Source organism: Arhodomonas sp. KWT, from assembly GCF_010993615.1.
Window position 1 is genome coordinate 1 of record NZ_WNXE01000425.1, and the last position, 1,477, is coordinate 1,477.

The 1,477-nt window shown below is 71.0% G+C and carries 2 protein-coding genes; both read left to right on the forward strand.

Annotated features, from left to right (window positions below):
- Positions 1 to 684, forward strand: a 684-nt coding sequence (locus G7A99_RS19570) for an aldehyde dehydrogenase family protein (RefSeq protein ID WP_163143382.1), incomplete at its 5' end; no start/stop codon positions are given.
- 10 nt (positions 685 to 694) lie between these two features.
- On the forward strand, positions 695 to 1,477 hold a 783-nt coding region (locus G7A99_RS19575; protein WP_163143385.1), incomplete at its 3' end, for an alpha/beta fold hydrolase.

Sequence of the window (1,477 nt, forward strand, 5' to 3'; positions counted from 1 at the left end):
CCGGCGATCGTGTTCGCCGACGCGGACCTGGACCAGGCCATCGAGGGGACCATGCGCTCGGCCTTCGCCAACTGCGGTCAGGTCTGCTTCGGCACCGAGCGGGTCTACGTCGAGCGCCCGGTGTTCGACGAGTTCGTCAGCCGCCTCAAGGCGGGTGCCGAGGCGCTGAAGATGGGCCCGAGCCAGGACCCGGACGTCAACTTCGGCCCCCTCATCAGCCAGGAGCACCGGGACAAGGTCCTGGGCTACTACCGCCTCGCCGAGGAGGAGGGCGCCACCGTGGTCACCGGCGGCGGGGTCCCGGAGATGCCCGAGGCGTTCGGTGGCGGTGCCTGGATCCAGCCGACCATCTGGACCGGTCTCGGCGATGACGCCCGGGTGGTGCGCGAGGAGATCTTCGGCCCCTGCTGCCACATCCGGCCCTTCGACAGCGAGGACGAGGTGGTCGGGCTCGCCAACGACACCGACTATGGCCTCGCCGCCACGGTCTGGACCCGGGACCTCGCCCGCGCCAACCGCGTGGTCCGCCGCCTGGAGGCGGGCCTGCTGTGGGTGAACAGCTGGTTCCTGCGCGATCTGCGCACGCCCTTCGGCGGCATGAAGAGCTCCGGCATCGGCCGCGAGGGCGGCGTCCACGGGCTGGAGTTCTACTCCGAGCTCTCCAACGTGTGCATCAAGCTGTGAGGCCACGGCGATGACGGACAACCCGGAAATCGGTCAGCGCCTCACGACCGGGGGCTTCGAGACCAACTACCACGAGCGCGGCGACGGGCCGCCGGTGCTGCTCATCCACGGCTCCGGGCCGGGGGTCAGCGCCTGGGCCAACTGGCGGCTCACCATTCCGGCGCTGGCCGGGCGCCACCGGGTGATCGCCCCGGACATGGTCGGTTTCGGCTACACGGAGCGCCCCGAGGGCATTACCTACGATCTCGATACCTGGTGCCGTCACGCCCTCGACGTGCTGGACGCCCTGGACATCGACCGGGCCCACATCGTGGGCAACTCCTTCGGTGGCGGGCTCGCCCTGGCCCTGGCCCTCCGTCACCCCGAGCGGGTGGGGCGGCTGGTGCTCATGGGCAGCGTCGGCGTGTCCTTCGGGATCACCCCCGGCCTGGATGCCGTCTGGGGATACACGCCCTCGGTGGCCAACATGCGCGGGCTCCTGGACATCTTCGCCCACAGCCGCGAGCTGGTCAGCGACGAGCTCGCCGAGCTGCGCTACCGCGCCAGCATCCGTCCCGGCGTCCAGGAGGCCTACGCCGCCATGTTCCCCGCGCCCCGCCAGCGCTGGGTGGATGCCATGGCGAGCCCCGAGGACCGGATCCGTGCCCTGGACACCGAGACGCTCATCGTCCATGGCCGCGACGACCGGGTCATCCCGCCGGGGAACGCGTACCGGCTGCATGAACTCATCGGCCCCTCGCAGCTGCACGTCTTCGGCCGCTGCGGGCACTGGACCCAGATCGAGCACGCCCAC